The organism is Halomonas sp. 72, assembly GCF_052379785.1.
Classification (GTDB): domain Bacteria; phylum Pseudomonadota; class Gammaproteobacteria; order Pseudomonadales; family Halomonadaceae; genus Vreelandella; species Vreelandella citrativorans.
The window spans coordinates 1-20,763 of sequence record NZ_JBQSYY010000014.1 but is presented as its reverse complement, the minus strand read 5'-3'; the positions used below and the strand labels follow the sequence as shown (position 1 = coordinate 20,763).

Here is a 20,763-nt window from a genome sequence, read left to right as displayed (position 1 = left end):
GGTTATCCCGTTGCTGTTTCGAGGTATGCAAGGGTGGCGAGCGCCTGATCACGGTGCTCGCCACAAATGCTGGCATCAAAGTTAAAGTTGGCGCATACGGCGGGGCGGCTTGCATCGCCAAAAAGCCGACATAGATTCTGTTCATCCAACTGAATGCAGCGAACCCCAGCAGGCTTGCCTTGAGGCATCCCTGGAATCGGTGAGCTGATGGACGGCGCTATACAGCAAGCTCCGCAACCCGCCCGGCAGCCAGCGCTTTGCTTAACGATGATACCTGCCTCGCTCATGGCGTAAATTCCGCAAAGGCGCCTTTGTTAATCCCCTCGAATGCTTGAACGCGTGTGGCGTGGCCGCTTTCATCGGCGATGCTACGTGCCAGCCAGATGGCGATATTCTCAACGGTAGTGGGGCCCGGCAATACCGCACAGCGGTCTGCTGGCAGGCGAATGGAAAAGTCTCCTTGGGCAGCCTGATAACGACAGGTCAAGAACACATCGTCCTGGTGTTCAATATCCGCTTGTTCAAGTAGGTAGCGGTTATCCAGCCAGTGTGCCCAGCGAGCTTCCAGCTCAGGTTGACGCGTGCCCGATTGCCAAATAGAGAGTCTGGAGCGGTGGCCGTGGGCAATACGTTGGCAGTTGCCCTGGTGTCGTTTAAGGCCATGGCTATAGCCATAGGCTGCTCCGGTTGTAGCTTCATCACTTAACGTTAGCGTGACACGGTCAACATTGACGGGGCGCTGTGCGGTCAACTCGCCACTTAAATGCGCCGCTACCTCTTCAAGCGTAATAGATGCCCAGGGAAGCAGGCTAAAGGCTTCGACAGGCCCACGAACCTCCAGGGGATAAGGCGTTTCGGTGCGAACGCAGAGGCCTTCCTCGCAATCAGTAATGCTTACACCGGGCGCCTGCGTGGGCACCAGAAGCGTATGGTCGAGGCCGCTGTCCAGAGTGTGTTTGATCCAGGGCTTTACCTCGCCAAAATCAAATAGCATACCGTCTTCACCCAAGGCGCCTTCAAGGAGTGCATCTACTTGCCAGCTGCAGCCGATGAGTCCGCGCGTCGGGCACCAGGCAGAGACATCCATATGGGTTAACTGATTTACAAAGAGAGCCATTAGTCAAACCCTGCGATTTTGTGAATTTGAAGCGTAAGGCGCCATTGTGGGTTAGCCATACAGTAATCCGTTGCCTGGGCGATGGTGTCGGACTGTTGCCCTAACGGGCTTACATCCATGGGCTGCAAAAAAAAGTGAGTAAACGCAAGGTCCTCAAAGACCGGGGGCAATGCGTCAGCCTGCGGATAAACAAGTTTTAATTCATTTCCCTGCGTAATGACCAAAGGGTTACTACCTTTGGGGCTAACGCATAACCAATCAATGCCGGGAGGGGGCCGCAACGTACCGTTCGTTTCAACGGCTACTTCAAAGCCCTGCTGGTGTAGCTTGTCAATTAACGGTGTGTCCAGTTGGAGCAGCGGCTCACCGCCGGTAAACACCACATACGGGGTGGCATTCGCGCTACCTTTTGGCCAGAGCGCATTAATATGCGCAGCCAGCTCGGCCGCTGTTGCGAACTGCCCGCCGTTCTGTCCGTCAGTACCGATAAAATCGGTATCGCAGAAGGTGCATTTTGCATGAGCGCGATCCACTTCACGGCCTGACCACAAATTACAGCCACTAAAACGGCAAAAAACGCTGGCACGACCCGCTTGTGCGCCTTCGCCCTGTAGCGTGTAAAAGGCTTCTTTAACGTGATACATCAGCGATTCACCTTAACTGCCGCATCGTAAGCCAAGGGGTCGAGGGCATTGTTAGCGGCAAAGGCCTCCAAGCGCTCTCGGCAGCTGCCGCACTGACCACACGCTAACGCACGTCCTTCATAACAGGTCCAGGTATGCTGGTAATCGAGCCCCATGGACAGGCCATCGCGTAAAATATCCGCTTTTGATGAGTAGAGGTAAGGGGCATGCAGCGTAACGTGCTCAAAGTTGGCAATACCCGCTACGTGATTCATGGCATCGACAAACTCGGGGCGACAATCCGGGTATAAAACATGGTCACCGCCATGGGCGCCATAATCCACGCGCCCAGCGCCTATGTTGACCGCTTTGGCAATCGCCAGGGACAGTAAAATCATATTGCGATTGGGAACGACAGTGGCGCGCAAATTATCATCTGCGTAGTCACCCGTCGGCATGGCTTGGTCGGCGTTGGTCAGTGCGGAGTTATCGATCAAACCGTGGATGGCTCGAATGTCGACCACCTGGTGAGGAATACCCAACTGACGGCACACGTGCGTAGCCACATCCAACTCGCGTGCGTGACGTTGACCATAGTCAAAAGATAGTGCGTGGACCTCCAGTCCTTCACGCAGTGCGCGGTGAAGCACCGTATAGGAGTCCATGCCGCCGGAATAGATAACCACCGTCGCTGTCGGTGACGTAGAAGGGAGAGAAAACGTACTGGACATAAATAGTGCTCGCTGTCGGAGAATTTTTCGTGCGCGATAAGGCTGCACGGAGTGCCGGGGTCCGGTCCGGGAGGGCGGCAGTTTACGCAATGAGAACGTATCTGACCAGCCGTAGTCTGAATGATCGTCTCTCCTTCTTCGTCATTCCCGATAAATTGAGCAGCATGCTACGCTCATTGTTTTGCTAAGCTTATCGTTTCCGGCGGTTACAGATGGTGCTTCGGCTTACAGGTAGGTAGCTTAGCGGTTAACAGTTAGTTTTCAGCGGTTCGAGGGGATCATGGCCACCATAGAGCACAGTGAAATTGTTAAAGCATCACCTGAGCGCGTATTTGAGCTATTGCGCCGCGTGGAAGATTTTGCTGATTATTCTGATTTAATACGTTCCATTGATGTGTTGGGGGACGACCGCTATCGTTGGCATGTCCGTGCAGTAGGTATGGACTGGGCATTTGACGTGGAAGTGACAGAGATCCAGGCGCCCCATACGCTGGCTTGGGAGTCGCTTGATGGGGTGAAAAACCAGGGGCGTTACCGGCTGCGTGAAGTGCCAGAAGGAACGGAAGTATCACTTACGCTTGGTTATGAAATTCATAATCGCTTTATGGAAAAAGCCGTTAATAAAGCAGCGAAGCCGCTCGTAGGTAAAGTGAGCCGGCAAATTCTTGAGCGTGTTGAGGCCAGGCTGAATGCGTAATGCCTTTCGTCTTGTGTGGCGTTTGGCGATAGCTGTTGGCATGATAGCCATACTGGCGTGTATGTGGTTTTGGCACTCGCCGGATTTAATGGCGGTCAGGCATACCGTTGACGAATGGACACATCATCCCGCAGTAGTGGTTGGGGTGGTTGTTCTTATGGCCGTTACCCTGGCTGCCGGGTTGCCCGGGAGTATTGGCTTTTGGTTAATTGCCCCCTTTTACCCACCTGTCGTTGCCACCATTATGCTGACACTTGGAAGTGTGGCGGGCGCGTTGGGTGGCCATCAGTTAGCAGCACGTACCCGTAGCGCATGGCAACCTAAAGGGCTAACCCTAAAAGTCATGCAAACGCTTCAGGACAGGGGAGATCTATTAACCCAGTGCGCACTTCGTGTCTTGCCGGGTTTTCCTCACGCGGTGATCAACTTTGCAGCTGGGCTATGCCGTGTGCCACTGTCGATTTTTCTTCTTGCGGCAACGCTAGGCCTATCGATTAAGTGGGGCGTATACAGCAGCGCTATTCATGGGGCGCTTGAAGCGATAGAGGAAGAAAATGCACTTCAGTTTGAGGTGCTGCTACCGCTTGTTGCTCTTACGGTACTATTGCTTGTTGGTGCTTGGGTCAAGCGCCGCTCGAAAGCGGCGCCAGCGCGTTAACTCCCTTGGTGCATGGCAACGTCCAACTCGTCGACTAGCTCGGCCCAGTCAGCGTCGTCTTCAATGGCTTCACGAAGAAATTCCGCTTGGCCTTCATTCCAACAGGGCGCATCGGAAAGCACCATCTCTTTGGGTAAAGGGCGATGGCGCTTGATGAAAACTTCAATCGACTCAGCGTCTGATGGCAGGCCCAGTTGTTCGAAAAGATCACTAAAAAGATGTACCGGTTTTTCCATAATTACGGGCTCCGTCAACTGGTTAGCATTGATTAAACATAGCGTAAATTACGGATATCACCATGCTTATTAGCGTTCGCCGACTAATGAAGCGAGAAAGCGTTGCCGCTGTGTCTCTACATCAAGCGGTTGAGCTAAAAGATGGACCAGTTTGGTAAAGGTGGCTTCTGGTGTCATGGCATCGCCTGAGAGCACGCCTGCATCTGTTAACCCCTCGCCCGCAGCGTATGCTCCCATATGAACGCTGCCTTCAGGGCAAAGGCTTATCGCCGCTAGCAATTTCCCCTCACCGGCCGCGCTAGCCAGTACATTCAATAGAGCTGGATCGTTAGGTAGATTGCCCGCCCCCCACAACTGGATAACAGCGCCTTTAACGCGTGAATCTCCAAGCCAGGCTTCCAGCTGCCAAGCGGCCAAACCGGGCCAGAGCGCGATACGAACCACTTCGCCTTTATCCAACCCTTGGTAGCTGGGGAGTTCAAAGCGTGGCGCGCCACGCTGTTGAGAGGCAAGCCCACGGCTTGGGTAGTAAACAAAGTCATTGCCTACTCGCTCACCAAGTAGCGGGTAACCTGGAGAGGTGAAGGCTGTTAGTGCGTCACTGTGCAGCTTTATAGCTCGTACGCCACGCAATAACCGGTTTGCAAAATAAATAGCGACTTCCTGAAGCTCGGCGTTTGCCGCAAACCGCAGCGCGCCATGAATATTATCAAGAGCATCACTGTTGGGTGCTTCCAGGGGGCGCATTGCGCCGGTTACAACGACAGGGCGCTCTAGGCCTTGCAATTGATAGGCAAGGCTAGCGGCCGTCCAGCTAAGCGTATCGGTACCATGAATCACGACAAACCCCCGGTAATCCGTTAACCGGGTGGCGATGTCACTGGCTAACTGCTGCCACTGAAGTGGGGTCGCCGCGCTGGAATCAATCAGCGTGGTATAACTAATAACATCATAAGCAGGAAGCGATTGCTGTTGGGCAATGGGGAGCTTGCCAAGCGCGGTCGCCATGCGTTGGGCAAAGTTCGCGCCGGGAGTCAGCCCATTGGCACTTTGCTGCATGCCGATGGTGCCGCCCGTATAAATAACCAAAATGCGTTCGTGGGTGGGAGCCGTTGCGGTTAAAGGTGAGAAGCTACTCATCACGGATTTCCTGGCGTAAATATTTGAAGGCCAAGCACTAAAACTCCTGTTTGATTCCAGTGCAGGTTAGTAACGGTGAACCAGAAGCGTGCCGCTTTGATCGTCCAGCTGGCGCGTGCGGCCAGCCAACAGGGCGAATCCACAGCAAACACCTACCAACGAGATCAAAAGCCAGGCAATTTGGTCTGCATGAACGCCGGATTGGAGCAGCAAGCCGACACTAAAAGGCCCAATAGCGGCAATGGTATATCCTCCGCCTTGTACCAGGCCGGAAAGTTGTCCTGCAAGGCGTGATGTCGCTGTTCTTAATACCAGCAGGCTGAGGGCCAGGCTAAAACTGCCGCCTTGGCCAAGGCCTAACAAGATGGCGCCAGGCCATTTCCAGGCTAAGGGCGCTATAAGTAGCAGCCAAAGCCCTAGGGCCGTACTAAACAGTACAAGCAAGAGCGCCGGGCGCTGGTCTGACCCCATGCGGGCAAGCCAGGGTGCCCCCAAGGCTGAAACGAGTTGACACATGATCGAAATAGCCATTGTCCAACCCGCGCTGGCCTCATCATAGCCACGATCGACAAGCAGCGTTGGCAGCCATCCAAAAACGATATATGCCATGGATGATTGAATGCCCATGAACAGCATTACTTGCCACGTGAGCGGTTTGCGTAACAGTTTAAGAAGTCCCGAAGATGGCGGCTGAGGCATACCATGAGAGGAAGTCGAGGGCATTTGGCATTGCCAGAGAATCAGAGCAAATAGCGCCAGTAACGACCAGCTCATCAAACTTGCCTGCCAACTGCCCAGCCACACTGTCAGCGGCACGCTAAATCCCGCTCCCAACGCGCCTCCCAAGCAGAGTGCCATCGTGTAGAGGCCCGTCAAAAGATCAGCACTTTCGGGTAGCTCGCGTTTCACCAGTGCGGGCAGTAGAGTGCCGCTAATGCCTATGGCGGCGCCCGCCATTGCTGAGCCTATAAACAGGACGCCGGGCAACGGTAAACCGCGCAGAATCAAACCTGCAGCCAACAGTAGTAGCGCAGCACTAAGCGCCCGCTCGCTGCCTAGCCGTTTTGCTAAAAGCGGCGCAATAGGAGCAGCCAGGCCTAAAAACAGCACGGGGAGTGTTGTCAGTACGCCCGCTGCCGCGGGTGAGAGCCCGGCAGCTTCCTGAAGACGCGTCAGCAAGGGGGCCACTGAGGAAAGGGCAGGGCGTAAATTTAGCCCCACCACAACCATCAGTAAAATAAAGGTAACGGAACGTCGAGACAACATTGTGCGGCCTACTTGAGGTAAGGGCGTAAATCGCCGCGGACTGCATCCAGTAGCGTGATGAAGTGATAATCCTGTGGTGTTTCAATGGAGTCCACACGGACACTAGTGCGCATACCTTGATTGATATCCAGCTTATCGAAAATCTCAAGTGTCACTTTCTGAGCAGGTTTATCACCTGGTGCCAGAATGCCATCTTCAAGGGTAAAGGTTTCGATTAACGTGGCGCGCACGCGGGTGCTGTTGTCTTCGCTGAGTACACGGCGAATAAACAGCCAGCCTTCGCAAGGTAGCGCTACATTATCGTCACGCTCGCGTAGGAACAGCGTCCGGTAGCAAGCGCCTTCGTTAGCGGCTTTCTCCGCCATGCTGCGGTAGGCTTGTATGACCTGCTTTGAAGAGGCGCGTGCATCTTCCAGGCGTTGCACGATTCCCTGGTGTTCACGACTAAGCTGTTCTTGGCGTTGAAAACTGAGCCACTGCCGATATTCATTAATAAGTTGAGAAGATGACATGATCGCTCCCTGATAATGTAGTAGCCAACGTAGTGGAATATGCGAGGGCATAACCTTCGCATATTCCTTGTTAGCAGGCTAGCGGCGTGCGCGCCGACGGCGCTCGCCGCTGGCATTTCCATTATCGCTAGTTGGTTTGCGTCGTGCTTGAGGTTGGCGCTGGCGACGACCATTCTCAATGGGCTCTGGTTTGATCGTGGGATCTGGCTCAAACCCGGGCTCTATATGTTTGGGTAGGTTTTGCTTGATCAGCCGCTCGATATTGCCCAGCAAACCGTGCTCGTCCACACACACCAGTGATACTGCTTCACCATTGCTACCCGCTCGGCCTGTCCGGCCAATGCGGTGTACATAGTCTTCCGCCACATTGGGCAGGTCGAAGTTAACCACGTGGGGAAGCTCGCTAATATCCAGCCCACGTGCGGCGATATCCGTCGCGACTAATACTTGCAAGTCACCACTTTTAAAAGCCCCCAGCGCACGGGTACGAGCGCCCTGACTTTTGTTGCCATGAATAGCCATGGCAGGAATATTCTGTTTTGAAAGCTGTTCGGCAAGCCGGTTGGCGCCATGTTTGGTACGGGTGAAAACCAGCACCTGGAACCAGCCGTGGCGCTGAATCAAATGCGCCAACAGCTCACGCTTTTTTTCGCGGTCTACGCGATAAACCGCTTGGAGAATTTTCTCGGCGGTTGTGTTGCGTGGAGCCACTTCAATAAGGGCGGGGTTATTGAGCAACTGCTGCGCCAGCGTCTGAATTTCATTTGAAAACGTGGCGGAAAATAGCAGGTTTTGGCGCTGTTTGGGCACTAGGCGTAGTACACGTTTAATATCGTGAATAAAGCCCATATCCAACATGCGGTCGGCTTCATCAAGCACTAGAATTTCGATGGCTGAAAGGTCAACGTGGCCCTGCTGCTGAAGGTCCAGCAGGCGGCCGGGGGTGGCAATCAGTACGTCCAGACCTGCTTTAAGTGCATCGACCTGGGGCTGTTGGCCTACACCACCAAAAATAGTGTGCGAGCGTAAAGAGAGATGCTTCCCATAGGTGGATACACTTTCACCTACCTGTGCAGCAAGCTCCCGAGTAGGCGTCAATACCAGCGCACGCACCTGACGTTTGCCTGGCCGTTTTCCACCGGAAAGACGCTGTAGCATGGGTAGGGTAAAGCCGGCCGTTTTACCCGTGCCCGTTTGGGCGCTTGCGAGCAAGTCGCGACCTTCTAATACGACAGGAATAGCCTTTAATTGGATCGGAGTAGGCTGGGTGTAGCCTTGCGCCGTAACGGCGTGTAATAAATCTTCTTGCAGACCAAGTTCAGAAAAGCTCATGCGTTCTCCGCAGCCACCTAACAAGGCAACAGTTGCTTAAAAGCGTTGTTGCTAGGCGTAATTTTTCAAAAGACGAGAATGGTTATCCTCGCGACAGCAAAGCTTGCCAAGCCGCGATGATCGTTGATTAGCCACGTATGACCATAACGAAAAAAAGTGGTCAGTATGGAAGAGACGGGCATTTGACTGTGGGTGTTACGCTATCGCAACACTCAAAATATACCCGTCAGTGTAACATGAAGATTACCTCAGACGGGCATACTTGTGGTGATTGGTTGGCGGGCTCTCAAGCGCTTTGGTTATTTCATCCCGCTTAAACCGGCTAATGGAAATAGCTACCCTGACGTATTTGATCGGCAATTTGTCTCGCAACATCCTCCCAGCTAGCGCTTAGGGCACGTACCAGGGCGGGGTAGCCGTCCTCATCCAGTATTGTTTGCGCAGAAAAACTCTTCATGGCCAACAATTCATCACTTGGGCTGCGTAGCTGCCACTGCCCGGCCACCACCGCTAAACCATCGTAGCGGCCTTGAAATTGATCAACATCAAGCCGCAGGGTGAGCGCTTCAGGTTGGCTGCTGTCATCACAGACTACGCGAATAAGCGGTAGCTCTTGCGACAATTGTGTCCGTAAGCTGCGTGCAAGCTGTCGGTCAATGCTTTCGGCCCATTGATGCTCTCGCGCCTGGTTAAGCGTAATGTCATCCAGTTGCATGACGATGCCATCGACATCGAGATAGTGAGCAAGGCGTGGCGAGCGCAGCTGTAGCGTGCCTTGGGGGCTACTTGGTATATTGGCCAGCCCGTTACTGGGTAGCATATAACGCGCCGGGGGCGTCACACTGCTTGCGCAAGCAGCCAGCATGAGCGATAGGGACATTAGCAATAAGGATTTTAAAACGAGTATACGCATAATATTCCCCTGTTTAGCGCGGTGCACGCGGTATAGGATCTTGAGTATCCAGATTATCAAACAGCAGCGCCCGCGGATTATCGTTCAGTGTGCGGGTTAGTGGTTGAAGATCGCGCATTAATCGATCCAGGCGCTCGATGGCCGACGTCAGGTCCTGGTAAGCCGGTGAGGAAGGCGACACGCCCTGGAGGGTGCTTTGAAGCTCGTTAAGCGTAGCATTGAGGTTGCCGCCTACTGCACGAGTTTCAGGGTCGCTTAGCAGCTGGTTGAGCGACTCGCTGACACCGCGGACCTCATTAAGCATGCTTTCAGAGGCTTGTAAGCTACTGTCCATGCCCGCCAGTAAGGGCTCCACTTCAAGCGCGTTCAGCTTGTCGAGTAGATCGGTAATTTGGGATTGGATTTGGGAAAAACCACCCGACACCGTGGGGAAAACCGTGCGGCCAGAGAAAGTCGACGCAATGTAGTCCTCGTCGGTGTCTCGCTGAAAGTTCAGATCCACAAATAAAGCGCCGGTTAGCAGGTTACCGTTTTTAAGCGACGCACGAAGGCCAAGTGTAAACATGCGGTTAAAGCGCTCTTCCCACTCTTCCAAATCAATATCCGAATTCTCGATGCCAAGCCGCTGGGGCTCAAGGCGAATGAGTACGGGGATGGCGAAGCTTGCGCGTGAGCTTGGCTGTGGTGATGTAAAGTTCCAGGGGACAGCGGCCACGGTGCCTATACGAACACCTCGAAACTCGACGGGCGCACCGCGTGAAAGGCCGCGAACGGTGTCATCCACTAACAGAACGTATTCCAGGTACTGATTGAAGGTACCCTCGCGAGCATCATCCTCATCCCCGTACAGATTAAAGCGGGCGCCCGCTTCTACAGGGCGTCCCATTGGTAAGTCTTCGGGCACCCCAAACGTGACACCTCCTCCTAACAGGGTTTCAAGTGATTCAACGTTAACCCGAAAGCCATTTGAATCAAGGCGTAGGTCAATGCCGCTCGAGGACCAGAAGCGGGTGCTGTCGGTCACCAGCAGTGCATAGGGCTCTTCGATAAATACCTGGTGATGCATGGTGCGTGATTCGGGGTCGAAACTTGCTTCTTCAACGCGGCCCACCGTATAGCCCTGGTAGGAAACCGGGTCGCCGACACGCAACGAATTGCCGAGTTGACTAATGAGATTGATATTGATGCCGGCCATTCCGGCCGTGGCGACAGGGGGGACGTCGCTTACCGGAAAGTTACGCCGCTGTTCTTCAGAGCTTCCGGGCTCAAGCTGTATATAAGCGCCAGAGAGGACAGTACTCAGGCCGCTAATCCCTTCACGCCCGATACGAGGCTTTACCACCCAAAAGCGGCTATCTTCACGCAACAAGGCTTCAGCCTGAGGCTGAATGCGTGCTGTAATCACAGCACTGCTTAGGTCTTCAGAGAGCTGGACATTTTGCACGAGGCCAATTTCAACGTTGCGGCTGCGGATGGAGGTATTTCCCGCTTCGATACCTTCGGCGTTGTTCATGGTTAATGTGATAAGTGTGCCGCGGCTGGTGTAATTATCGTACACCAGCCATAGCCCAATAATGATAGCCACAAAAGGCACAATCCAGATAGGGGAGATGCGTGATTGCGGCGAAGACCTGGCTTTGTTCATGTCAGGCTCTTGCTTGTTAGCTATGGGGGTGTCGTTACCCATTAATGGCTCCCAGAGTGGCTATTATTTGATGTGGACGCTGCCTTGGTAGGAGCATCCCATATTAAGCGGGGGTCAAACGTCATGGCGGCTAGCATTGTCAATACCACGACCGAGCCAAACGCCAGCGCGGCAGGACCTGGCGTGATCGACATAAGTGAGCCAGCGCGTATCAAGGCAACCAGAATAGCCACTACAAAAACATCGACCATCGACCATCGTCCGATAAACTCGGTAATGCGATAAAGCCGCGTACGGCTGATGGTATTGGGTTGGCTGTTGCCTCGGACGACAATACATAGCCATGAAAGCGCCAGCAGTTTACCGACAGGCACAATAATGCTGGCAACGAAAATAACGGTGGCGACTGGCCATGAGCCCATCTGAATCAGTTCAACGACGCCTCCTATGATGGTCGAAGAACCGCTATGCCCCAGACTCGTCGTGGTCATAATAGGGTAAACATTCGCAGGGATATACATGACAGTCGCTGCGCCTAGCAGTGCCCAGGTGCGTTGTAAGCTATAGGGGAGTCGGGAGTGAAGTTTCTCATGACATCGAATGCAGCGAGATTTATGTCCTGGGGTGAGTGAATTGACAAGCCCACAGGTTGGACAGCCTGTTAGGCGCTGACTAGCGGCGGTTGCTCCTGTTTGGGTGCCCTCTGGCGCCAAGGGTTCTCCTTCGAGGGAAAACCACATCCAATCGGCATCAATGGACTGGATGGTCATTAATAAAAGTACCGCAAAGATGCAAAAACCCCAGAAGGAGATACCCAACTCAATTTGCGCCATACCGGCTATTTTAATCAGGCTTACCAGCGCCCCTATAATAAAGACATCCGCCATCATCCAGGGCGTCAAGTGGGCAAGTGAGCGGGCAATGTCGCGACTATAGGCGAGTGGCTTGCCGTGTAAAAGCCCCAGCTGCAGCCAAATCACGCTAAGCAGATAAAGGGTCGGCAGCACAACGATGGTCATGATGACGATAATGGCCACGACCGGTTGGTGAAAGGCAATTAACGTGGTGGCCGTTTGTGACAGCTCTATGCGATTGCCGACGCCACTAACGCTGAAGCTTACAAACGGAAACGAAATAGCCACGATTAATGCAATTAATGCCGCAATGGCAAGTGCCATACTGCGCTGAGCGGGGTAGCGGTGGCGTTTTACGAGTACATGTGAGCAGCGCGGGCAGCTGGCCTTTTCGCCCGAGCATAAGGGGGGCAGCGCGGATACCCAGTCGCACTCATGGCAGGCGCGTAAACGTCGACGCTGAACGCGAGACTCAGGTGGTTGCCGATCCACTAGAGGCGCATTAACGGAAAGTGGGGAACGCTTTAATAAACGGAAGTGGGGCAAAGGGGACACTCTCACTGCGAATGCGATGTAAACCGAATGAACACCGGGCCTTTTTTATATCAAACCCAAATAGATCCATGCTGGCATAACCCGATGCTTGACCCGACTGAAGGGTTAGTCAAGGATGCAGCCGCGATAGTGCCTAATATTCTGCCATAAGGAAATAAAATGTTGCTTCCACTTGTAGCTGTAGTGATGGGACTGGTGTTGCTCATCTGGAGTGCTGAGAAATTTATTGATGGCGCAGCTGCAACGTCACGTTGGCTCGGTCTTTCGCCTTTATTGATTGGTATGTTGGTCATTGGATTCGGTACCTCAGCCCCTGAGATGATGGTGTCAGTATTGGCAGCCTTGCAGGGGAATCCCGGGCTTGCAGTAGGGAATGCCTATGGTTCCAATATTGCTAATATTGGTTTGGTATTGGGTTTTGTTGCACTCATTGCACCGTTAGCTGTGCACTCCAGCGTCATCCGCAAAGAGATGCCGATTTTAATTCTGGTCACACTGATCACTGGGATTATGCTCTGGGATGGTTGGGTGTCTCGCTGGGAAGCGGCCCTTTTATTGGTAGCCCTCGTCATATTTATCGGCGTAAGCATCTTTCGTTCAAAAAAGCAAAAGGACGATGCGCTGGTTGAGGAAGTCGCTGAGACGCTGGACAGTAACCCCATGTCGCGTGGTAAAGCGATTATGTGGACGTTGGTTGGGTTGGTGTTCTTGGTTGCAAGCTCGCGTATGTTGGTTTGGGGAGCGGTAGAAATTGCGCAACGTTTTGGCGTGAGTGACTTGATTATCGGGCTAACCGTCGTAGCCGTTGGTACCTCACTGCCCGAGCTTGCTTCTTCGATTAGCGCGCTGCGCCGTAAAGAGCACGATATGGTGCTGGGTAACGTTGTTGGTTCTAACTTGTTTAATAGCCTTGCTGTAGTGGGGCTTGCGGGGGTTATTGCACCTATTGATGCTGGGCGGGAAGTGCTGGTGCGTGATTGGAGCATTATGACCTGCATGACCCTGCTAATGGTTCTCTTCGCATTTTCCTGGAAAGGACGTCCGCGTCGAATTAATCGCCTCGAAGGCGCTGTTCTTTTTACGCTTTTTATTGCGTATACCGGATATATGATAAGCGTTGTCGTATTATCTTAATGAATAATTGGCATTATTTGATGTGCGTCAATGCGACACGCTTTGCGAAAGATAGATCGGTGTATAATGAGATGTAAGCCAGTAAAATGGCAATATAAATAAAAACAGGCTAGATGCTTATAATTAAAGGCTGAATCTTTAAGTTTCAGCTAAGCTTGCGTTAACAAAAACTGGGGTATTAATTCAGGTTAGGAGCGTGCAATGGAACTCGATCCCTTAATGCTGTCGCGAATACAATTCGCGTTTGTTATCTGTTTTCACACGATCTTTCCGGTTTTCACCATTGGGTTGGCCTCTTATATTGCGCTTTTACAAGCACTTTTTTTTAAGACGCAAAATCCTGCATGGGACCGTTTAGCACTGTTCTGGACGAAAGTATTTGCTGTGGTTTTTGGCATGGGGGTGGTGTCGGGAATCGTGATGTCGTTTCAGTTCGGTACGAACTGGAGTAATTTCTCTCTGGCGACCTCCAATTTTATAGGTCCCATGCTCAGTTATGAAGTTGTGACAGCCTTCTTCCTTGAAGCTGCCTTCCTTGGCATATTGCTGTTTGGCCGTGGAAAAGTGCCGCAGGGTATCCATTTGATGGCGGCTGCCTTGGTGGCGCTGGGCACCTTTATTTCAGCGTTCTGGATCCTCGCGGCAAACAGTTGGATGCATACACCGGCAGGCGTTGAGTTGATCGACAATCGTTTCCATGTGATCTCCTGGTTTGACGCGATTTTCAATCCCTCCTTCCCTCATCGCTTTGCACACATGGCTGTAGCTTCCTTTATCACCGGCGGGTTTGTCGTGGCAGGCGTTAGCGCCTGGTTTTTGTTGCGTGGAAGAGATCCAGAGGCTAACCGTCGTGCGCTTTCCATGTGCTTATGGTTGCTGCTTTTCCTGACGCCTCTTCAGGCGTTTATAGGCGACTCCCACGGGTTGAATACGCTCAAATATCAGCCAACGAAGGTCGCAGCAATGGAGGGGAACTGGGAAACATCTACCAGCGTGCCATTGCTCTTGTTTGCGCTGCCGGACCAGGAGGCGCAGAGAAACCTTTATGAGATTGGCATTCCTAACGTGGCCAGTCTCATACTTACCCATTCGCTGCATGGTGAAGTTCCAGGGCTTACGGCCGTGCCACCTGAAGACCAGCCTCCTGTTGCCATCGTATTTTGGGCGTTTCGGGTGATGGTTGGCATTGCCTTAATAATGATTGCTGTCTCCTTTGTAGGCTTATTCTTGCGGCGCAATCAACGTATTTATGAGAGTCAGCTGTTTTTGAAAACATTGGTCGGCATGATTTCTTTACCCTTCATTGCGGTTCTGGCTGGCTGGATCGTGACCGAAGTAGGTCGGTCCCCTTGGCTGGTATACAACATCATGTCTCATGCAGAGGGTGTGACACCTTCGCTAACAGGTTGGATGGCGCTGTTTACGCTTATTGGGTATGTGCTGGTATATGCGGTGGTTTTTTATGCCGGTATTTACTATCTAACCCGGGTGGTTCGCAACGGCATGTTGCCTGAGCAAGAAAAGGCGTCTGTTAATAGGGATGCTGACCGTCCCAAGCGGCCGCTCTCTGCCGCCCACACCCCTTTTGATGATGACATTGATCCGGTGAGGAGCTAACCATGGAAATGTTTGATCTGTCGATTATTTGGGCTGGCATTATCGGGTTCGGCGTCATCATGTATGTACTGATGGATGGCTTTGATCTTGGCTTGGGGATTCTATTTCCCTTTGCGCCAGATGAAGAGGCTCGTGATGTCATGATGAACTCTGTGGCACCGGTCTGGGACGGTAACGAGACTTGGCTGGTTTTGGGGGGGGCTGGCTTGTTAGCGGCTTTTCCCTTGGTTTACTCGATTTTCTTACCGGCACTCTATATCGGTGTTTTCTTGATGCTGGCAGGGTTGATTTTTCGTGGCATTTCGTTCGAATTCCGCTTTAAGTCGCGCCGTAACCGCCACTGGTGGAATCGCTCCTTTGCCTGGGGTTCGGCGGTCGCTGCGTTCGCTCAAGGCGCTGTGGTTGGTGCATATATTCAGGGTTTTCAAACCGAAGGCTTTGTTTATACCGGGGGCGCCTTTGATTGGTTAACGCCGTTTACGGTGTTAACAGGCTTGGGGCTTATGGCAGGTTATGCGCTTTTGGGCTCAACCTGGCTGATTCTAAAATCGGAAGGCCACGTACAGGATTGGGCGTATAAAATCACGCCTATGCTGCTGGCAATGGTGCTGGTGGTCTTCGCCATTGTTAGTATCTGGACGCCGTTCGTGAACCCGGTTGTTTGGGATCGCTGGTTTGGTCATCTGCACTTGATCTGGATTTTCCCAGCGCTAGCGCTCTTCTTCGCCTTTCTTGTATACCGCTCGGTAAAGCAGCGCCGTGAGAGCTATCCCTTCCTTGCGACTATCGGTATTTATGTATTTACCTATCTGGGCTTGATCGTGAGCCAATGGCCGATGATAGTGCCGCCTAACTACACCTTGTGGGATGCGGCGTCAGCACCTGAGTCACAGCTTTTCTTGTTGATTGGTGTGCTCTTTGTTATCCCCTTTATCCTGATGTATACCGCATGGACGTATTGGGTATTTCGCGGCAAGGTGCGTGTAGGTGAAGGTTATCATTAAGCCAGAGGCTATCAGATGACGGAGCAGTCGCTAACCGCGCGCTCCTGGTTAAAAATGCTGGCAACCTTAGAGCGGCGAAGATTAAATCTCGCCGCTTTTCTTGGCATTTTAGCTGGGGTTCAAACGGTTATTATTGTAGTGGGATTGGCCTGGTTAGTAGAGCAGTTGGTTATTGATCAACAAGCGCCTTATCCGTTTTTAAACGTATTAATAGGGCTGGCGCTGTGCGTGCTTGGGCGCGGAGTATGCCTGTGGGGGCAAGAGGTAATAAGCCTGGAGGCTAGCCTACGTATCCGCCAATACGCCCGACGTCAACTGCTGGATAAATGCTGGACATTGGGTCCTGTGTGGTTGGCTTATCATCAAAGCGGCGCCTTGGCGACGCAGGCGGTAGAAAATATAGAGGCACTGGATGGCTATTTTTCGCGCTTCTATACGCAGCTAAGAATTACTTCTCTCTTACCGCTACTGATTCTATTGGTGGTGCTACGACTGGATTATGTCGTTGCTCTCTTCTTGTTGCTTTCTGCGCCCATTATCCCGCTATTCATGGCACTAGTAGGTATGGGAGCTGAGCGTATAAATCGGGACCAGTTTGCAGCGGTTGCACGGCTCTCTGCCCACTTTCTTGACCGTGTTCGTGGAATGTCGACGCTTCAGCTATTTGGTCGCACGGCGAGTGCTCATCAGGACGTTTGGTGGGCAACAGATGATTACCGTCGTTTAAGCATGCGAACGTTGCGCTTGGCTTTTTTATCGTCTGCAGTGCTCGAGTTTTTCGCGTCGGTCGCCATTGCCGTAGTAGCGATATACGTAGGGTTTGGCTTACTGGGATATATTGAGTACGGGCCTGCACCTTCTTTAACGCTCTTTACGGGCTTAGCCGTATTGCTGCTCGCTCCTGAGTTTTTCCAGCCGTTACGCACCTTGTCACAGCACTACCATGATCGTGCTACTGCTTTAGGTGCCGCAGAAAGCCTGGTAACGGTGCTGAATGAGTCGAGCATACAACGAAGTACGTTTGATGAGCCTGCAACTGATGACGATATTGCAGTGCTTCAAAATGTCAGCGTTGACTATCCGATCCGCGGCCGGGTGTTAGGGCCAATGGATCTGACGATCAAAAAAGGCAGTGTCATTGCGATTAGTGGTCCATCCGGGAGCGGGAAGTCGACACTGTTGGCGTTATTGGCCGGTTTTTTGACGCCATCAAGCGGCACGCTTCAGTTGGCTCAGCCGCGTTACGCGTGGCTGGACCAGCAGCCGGGCCTGTTGCATGGCACCTTGGCGGATAACTTGCGGCTGGCAAACCCTGATGCCGATACTCCCGCAATGCTTTCAGCACTTCACCAGGCTGGTTTGGAGGAGCTTCTAAACCAATTGCCTGATGGTTTGGATACCATGATAGGAGAGCGCGGAGTGGGGTTATCGGGTGGTCAGGCCCAGCGGCTGGCGTTGGCGCGCATTTATTTAAGTGATGCTGATTTAATCCTGCTCGATGAGCCTACAGCAAGCCAGGATGCTGAAACCGAAGCCTCTGTGATTAGTGCATTGTTAGCATGGGCTGCACAGGGGCGTACGGTGATTATGGCAACGCATCACCCGGCTGCAATTAAGGCGGCTCAGCTCCACTTTTATATGCAGGACGGCCGTTTAAAGGAGGTGCGTGATGCAACCTAATGCGTCCTCACAAAAAAGTGAGCTGTCCCAAGCGCGCCAGGCATTGTCGCCCTGGGTGGCGTTAATGATGAAGCGTCGAAGGCGGTTCGCGATCGGCGCGCTCCTTATTTGCTTAACGCTTGCTGCGGGGCTTTCACTGCTGGGCCTTTCTGGGTGGTTTATTACCGCATGTGCATTAGCGGGCATCGCTTTTTTGCTTGGCTTACCTGTTCAGTTGGATGTGTACGTACCTGGCGGAGGAATACGCTTCTTTGCGCTATTACGTACTGTCGCCCGCTATATAGAACGTCTCTATAATCACGATACGGTGCTTCGCCTCTTGGCTGATTTACGCTACCGCGTGTTTGGCCAGCTTATGCGATTGGATGAGGCGGCGTTGCAGCGCGAGCGTGTCAGTGACTGGCTGGGACGTTTAACCGCTGATATAGATGCTCTCGACAATCTTTATCTTCGTTTGCTGATGCCACCCCTGGTTAGCTTGGTAGTTATTGTGGGGTTAACCCTCTTTATTGCTATTTGGTTGCCTGCGTTAGCGCTGTGGGTCGGCGTGGTTCTGCTGGTTCTGTGGGCGAGTGTTACCTATGGCATGGCGCGCTTGGGGTATGCGCACAGTCATCGCCAAGTGGCTGACCAGGAAGGGTTACGGCGGTTGGTCGTTGATCAGTTGCAGGCCTCAGCTGAGTTAATTGCCTATCGCAGCGCTGCGTGGCACCGTCAGCAGGTGGAGGCGCACGAAGATGCAGCGCTTGATAATCAACGGCGCCTTGGCCGAAGCGTTGCTATGGGTGATAGCCTCATTAGCGTTATTACCGGGTTGCTGCTGTTAAGCGTTGTATGGCTGGGTGGCGTGCTGGTGGCGAGTGGGGTAATAACCGGGCCTATTCTGGTGATGTTGCTGCTGGTGGTTCTAGGTGTGAATGAGGTTTTTGTACCGCTTCCGGGTGCTTTCGCTCGCTTGGGGGGCAGTGCCGCTGCAGCAGAGCGTTTAAATGCACTTGGGCCCGAGTGCCAGCAGAGTCAACACCAGTCATTTTCCGGGCAACAGCTTGACCTTGGGTTGCAGAAAGTCACGCATTGTTATCCTTCTAGCCTGATGCCAGCGCTTGATAGTGTATCGTTTCATCTGGCAACGGGGGAGTGGGCTATCATTACCGGGCGCTCAGGTGCGGGTAAAAGTACCCTGGCGGCGCTTTTGACGGGGCGGCTTGCTCCTTCTAAAGGTGTGGTTAATGTAGGAGGCTGCGTGCCTACTGCTGTGCCAGAGCAGGAGCGTTCGCAACACATTGCTTTGTTAACCCAGCAGGTAGACCTTTTCGATGCGTCATTGGAAGAAAATCTGCGCTTGGGGAATCCTGATGCTGATGATGAAGCGCTTTGGGATGTGCTGAAAGCAGTAGCGCTCGATGGGTGGGCTCAATCTCTTCCGGGCCAGTTGCAAACACCCGTAGGTGAGCGAGGGCAGCAACTGTCTGGTGGGCAGGCGCGGCGGGTGGCGCTGGCTCGGCTGTTGCTCATGGACCCTTCGGTGGTTATTTTAGACGAGCCTTTTGCGGCGATTGATCATGATACGGCCGTAATAGTAGCTACCACGCTTTCTCGCTGGTTAGTCGGGCGCACCACCATCTTCTTTGTTCACCATGAAGTGGGTAGCTTGCTAACGCGACAGATAACCCATCACTGGCACTTAAGTGCCGGGAAGCTCAACCCAGGTAAGTAATTGCTTGAGTTGGGCGTTAAGGAAAAATGATGCAGGATTTTTTACGTCACCTCCCTAAAGTCGAGCTTCACTTGCATATTGAAGGCTCGCTGGAACCGGAGCTTATGTTTGCTCTGGCAGAGCGAAACAGTATCGAATTACCTTATTCCTCCGTCGAGGAGGCCAAGGCAGCCTATCGGTTTAAAGATCTACAAGGTTTCTTGAATCTCTATTTCCAGGGCATGAGCGTTCTTCGTCATGAACAGGATTTTTATGACTTGGCGATGGATTATTTCAAGCGCGCTAGTAGTGAGGGTGTCGTCCATATCGATATACATTTTGATCCTCAGGCACATCTACAGCGCGGCGTTTCTCTGGACGTGGTCATGTCCGGATTATTGCGTGCCAAGCAAGAGGCAGAGCAGGCTCTGGATTTAAGTGTCGGAATGATCATGGCCTTTTTGCGTGACCGGCCTGCCGAAGAGGCACTTCAAGTGCTGGAGCAGGCAGCACCTTACTGGAGTGAGCTTGACGCCATTGGTCTGGATAGTGCTGAGCGCGACCATCCACCCTCAAAATTCGTTGCCGTATTTACGCGCGCCCAGGAGTTGGGCTTGGCTCGGGTGGCTCATGCAGGAGAGGAAGGGCCGGCCTCTTATATCATTGAGGCATTGGATTTGCTTGATGTGTGCCGCATTGATCACGGTATTCGCTGTCTGGAGAGTGACGAGGCGGTGGAGCGTCTATATCAAAAGCAAACCGTGCTGACCGTATGCCCCTTATCCAACGTAAGCTTAAATGTGGTTGATAGCTTAACCGATCATCCTCTGCCGGCCCTTCTTGATAAAGGGCTTAATGTGACGATTAGCTCGGATGATCCGGCTTACTTTGGTGGTGGTCTATTGGCTAATCACATCGCTTGTGCTCAATCATTCGGCTGGGGTGAAGAGGCTTTCCTGACTCTTAACCGTAATGCCATAAAAGAAGCCTTTACAACGGAATCCAGGCGCCAAGAGCTGCTGGCCCGCCTTGATGTGGTCGAGTATTAGGCTGGCTAGCGTATAAGGGCTATTGACTTAGCTTCTTGTATCAATGCGTTAGTGCTTTAAAGTAATTGCAAAAAGTTGTTGACCCATCAGGAAAAGTGGGTAGAATACGCCCCACATCGAACGGGCAGCGCCCTTCGGTAGCTCTTTAACAATTTGATCAGGTAATTCATGTGGGCGTTTGCCGATGAGGGTGACAAGTCACCTTATATCAAGGCAAGCGCACAAGAAGAATTTTCGAATTCTTTAAATTCGTTTGAACCTTGAGCCAGGATTGATTCACCTTTGTCACTTTCGAGTGACAAGC

At 52.6% G+C, this 20,763-nt stretch carries 20 protein-coding genes; 8 read left to right on the top strand and 12 right to left on the bottom strand.

Annotated elements, in window-relative coordinates; genetic code table 11:
* Positions 1 to 2 precede the first annotated feature (2 nt).
* From ACT3T6_RS12690 to queC, 4 genes are read right to left on the bottom strand one after another with little or no spacing between them, the layout of a single operon-like run.
* Complete coding sequence (locus ACT3T6_RS12690) at positions 3 to 287, bottom strand: YkgJ family cysteine cluster protein (RefSeq protein WP_193054664.1); 285 nt, start codon at positions 285 to 287, stop codon at positions 3 to 5.
* Complete coding sequence (locus ACT3T6_RS12685; RefSeq protein ID WP_193054665.1) at positions 284 to 1,117, bottom strand: 6-carboxytetrahydropterin synthase; 834 nt, start codon at positions 1,115 to 1,117, stop codon at positions 284 to 286. The genes ACT3T6_RS12690 and ACT3T6_RS12685 overlap by 4 nt, the downstream gene beginning before the upstream one ends.
* The gene (gene queE / locus ACT3T6_RS12680) at positions 1,117 to 1,761 is read right to left on the bottom strand and encodes a 7-carboxy-7-deazaguanine synthase (RefSeq protein WP_172118456.1); all 645 of its coding nucleotides are present in this window, start codon (positions 1,759 to 1,761) and stop codon (positions 1,117 to 1,119) included. The genes ACT3T6_RS12685 and queE overlap by 1 nt, the downstream gene beginning before the upstream one ends.
* Positions 1,761 to 2,471 (bottom strand): 7-cyano-7-deazaguanine synthase QueC, encoded by a 711-nt coding sequence (gene queC, locus ACT3T6_RS12675; RefSeq protein WP_193054666.1) that lies wholly within the window; start codon positions 2,469 to 2,471, stop codon positions 1,761 to 1,763. The genes queE and queC overlap by 1 nt, the downstream gene beginning before the upstream one ends.
* A 280-nt stretch (positions 2,472 to 2,751) precedes the next feature.
* Here queC and ACT3T6_RS12670 point away from each other — a divergent pair, with 280 nt between their 5' ends.
* On the top strand, positions 2,752 to 3,168 hold the full coding sequence (locus ACT3T6_RS12670) for an SRPBCC family protein (RefSeq protein WP_172118458.1): 417 nt from the start codon (positions 2,752 to 2,754) through the stop codon (positions 3,166 to 3,168).
* Positions 3,161 to 3,826, top strand: coding sequence for a VTT domain-containing protein (locus ACT3T6_RS12665; RefSeq protein WP_193054667.1), 666 nt, complete (start codon positions 3,161 to 3,163; stop codon positions 3,824 to 3,826). Before ACT3T6_RS12670 ends, ACT3T6_RS12665 begins: the two co-directional genes overlap by 8 nt.
* On the opposite strand, the gene ACT3T6_RS12660 is transcribed toward ACT3T6_RS12665, so the two are convergent.
* The 8 genes from ACT3T6_RS12660 to ACT3T6_RS12625 form a co-directional block, all read right to left on the bottom strand.
* Positions 3,823 to 4,062 carry a DUF2789 domain-containing protein gene (locus ACT3T6_RS12660; RefSeq protein WP_172118460.1) on the bottom strand — a complete coding sequence of 80 codons (240 nt, stop codon included), beginning with the start codon at positions 4,060 to 4,062 and terminating at the stop codon, positions 3,823 to 3,825. The genes ACT3T6_RS12665 and ACT3T6_RS12660 overlap by 4 nt on opposite strands.
* A gap of 69 nt (positions 4,063 to 4,131) precedes the next feature.
* Complete coding sequence (locus ACT3T6_RS12655) at positions 4,132 to 5,202, bottom strand: asparaginase (protein WP_193054668.1); 1,071 nt, start codon at positions 5,200 to 5,202, stop codon at positions 4,132 to 4,134.
* Between the two features lie 66 nt (positions 5,203 to 5,268).
* Positions 5,269 to 6,468, bottom strand: coding sequence for an MFS transporter (locus ACT3T6_RS12650; protein WP_172118462.1), 1,200 nt, complete (start codon positions 6,466 to 6,468; stop codon positions 5,269 to 5,271).
* Between the two features lie 8 nt (positions 6,469 to 6,476).
* Positions 6,477 to 6,980, bottom strand: a complete 504-nt coding sequence (locus ACT3T6_RS12645; RefSeq protein WP_193054669.1) for a hypothetical protein — start codon at positions 6,978 to 6,980, stop codon at positions 6,477 to 6,479.
* A 78-nt stretch (positions 6,981 to 7,058) separates the two neighbouring features.
* Complete coding sequence (locus tag ACT3T6_RS12640) at positions 7,059 to 8,312, bottom strand: DEAD/DEAH box helicase (protein WP_193054670.1); 1,254 nt, start codon at positions 8,310 to 8,312, stop codon at positions 7,059 to 7,061.
* 322 nt (positions 8,313 to 8,634) lie between these two features.
* On the bottom strand, positions 8,635 to 9,225 hold the full coding sequence (locus tag ACT3T6_RS12635) for a PqiC family protein (protein ID WP_193054671.1): 591 nt from the start codon (positions 9,223 to 9,225) through the stop codon (positions 8,635 to 8,637).
* Between the two features lie 13 nt (positions 9,226 to 9,238).
* The gene (gene pqiB / locus ACT3T6_RS12630) at positions 9,239 to 10,912 is read right to left on the bottom strand and encodes an intermembrane transport protein PqiB (protein ID WP_193054672.1); all 1,674 of its coding nucleotides are present in this window, start codon (positions 10,910 to 10,912) and stop codon (positions 9,239 to 9,241) included.
* Positions 10,912 to 12,216 carry a paraquat-inducible protein A gene (locus ACT3T6_RS12625; RefSeq protein WP_287077581.1) on the bottom strand — a complete coding sequence of 435 codons (1,305 nt, stop codon included), beginning with the start codon at positions 12,214 to 12,216 and terminating at the stop codon, positions 10,912 to 10,914. Before ACT3T6_RS12625 ends, pqiB begins: the two co-directional genes overlap by 1 nt.
* Before the next feature lie 222 nt (positions 12,217 to 12,438).
* On the opposite strand from ACT3T6_RS12625, the gene ACT3T6_RS12620 reads away from it, so the two are divergent.
* The 6 genes from ACT3T6_RS12620 (at position 12,439) to ACT3T6_RS12595 (ending at position 20,459) form a co-directional block, all read left to right on the top strand.
* A complete protein-coding gene (locus ACT3T6_RS12620) occupies positions 12,439 to 13,413 on the top strand; it encodes a calcium/sodium antiporter (RefSeq protein ID WP_172118466.1) in 975 nt (324 codons plus the stop codon).
* Positions 13,414 to 13,614: 201 nt separating this feature from the next.
* Entirely contained in the window at positions 13,615 to 15,030 is a 1,416-nt protein-coding gene (locus ACT3T6_RS12615; protein WP_193054673.1) for a cytochrome ubiquinol oxidase subunit I, read from the top strand.
* A gap of 2 nt (positions 15,031 to 15,032) precedes the next feature.
* Complete coding sequence (gene cydB / locus ACT3T6_RS12610) at positions 15,033 to 16,034, top strand: cytochrome d ubiquinol oxidase subunit II (RefSeq protein WP_193054674.1); 1,002 nt, start codon at positions 15,033 to 15,035, stop codon at positions 16,032 to 16,034.
* Between the two features lie 15 nt (positions 16,035 to 16,049).
* On the top strand, positions 16,050 to 17,714 hold the full coding sequence (gene cydD / locus ACT3T6_RS12605; protein ID WP_193054675.1) for a thiol reductant ABC exporter subunit CydD: 1,665 nt from the start codon (positions 16,050 to 16,052) through the stop codon (positions 17,712 to 17,714).
* Positions 17,704 to 19,431, top strand: coding sequence for a thiol reductant ABC exporter subunit CydC (gene cydC / locus ACT3T6_RS12600; protein ID WP_193054676.1), 1,728 nt, complete (start codon positions 17,704 to 17,706; stop codon positions 19,429 to 19,431). Before cydD ends, cydC begins: the two co-directional genes overlap by 11 nt.
* A 29-nt stretch (positions 19,432 to 19,460) precedes the next feature.
* Positions 19,461 to 20,459 (top strand): adenosine deaminase, encoded by a 999-nt coding sequence (locus tag ACT3T6_RS12595; RefSeq protein ID WP_193054677.1) that lies wholly within the window; start codon positions 19,461 to 19,463, stop codon positions 20,457 to 20,459.
* Positions 20,460 to 20,763: the final 304 nt, after the last annotated feature.